Source organism: Streptococcus suis, from assembly GCF_002960445.1.
Lineage (GTDB): Bacteria > Bacillota > Bacilli > Lactobacillales > Streptococcaceae > Streptococcus > Streptococcus hyiners.
In genome coordinates this window covers 1-382 of sequence record NZ_POJD01000171.1, presented here as the reverse complement: position 1 = coordinate 382, position 382 = coordinate 1, and the positions used below count along the sequence as shown (strand labels likewise).

Sequence of the window (382 nt, the reverse complement as noted above, 5' to 3'; positions counted from 1 at the left end):
GAGGTGTTTTCCTTCCAAAAATTCAGTTAGGAATTATCTTTGAGAGAGAAGATAGAGAAAGGTTTACAAAGAGTGTTTCCTTGAACCCGCAAGAACAGTTAGAGTTACAGGCACTTTCTTTAGAAGGGATACCTATAATATTCCAGTTCGCTCCTACTGACAAAGAAGAAGCTTTTGATAAATATGTAAAAAAATAATTATGGAGAATAACTATGGCAGAAATAATACAAAATGTTTTAATAATTCTTCTACCGGCATACGCCTTAATTGACAATAGGGGAGCAACTATTATCAATCACTGGCCGATAACGGTTGGTTTGTTTGCAGGCATCATAATGGGAGATGTTCCTGCTGCTATGACTATTGCTGGAACTTTTCAATT

The 382-nt window shown here is 35.9% G+C and carries 1 protein-coding gene and 1 pseudogene; both read left to right on the top strand.

The window, feature by feature from the left end; all coding sequences use genetic code 11:
- Nucleotides 1–197 (top strand): annotated as a pseudogene (locus C1G53_RS07340) (PTS sugar transporter subunit IIB); the annotation flags it as partial.
- A gap of 15 nt (nucleotides 198–212) precedes the next feature.
- On the top strand, nucleotides 213–382 hold a 170-nt coding region (locus C1G53_RS07335; protein ID WP_161941387.1), incomplete at its 3' end, for a PTS sugar transporter subunit IIC.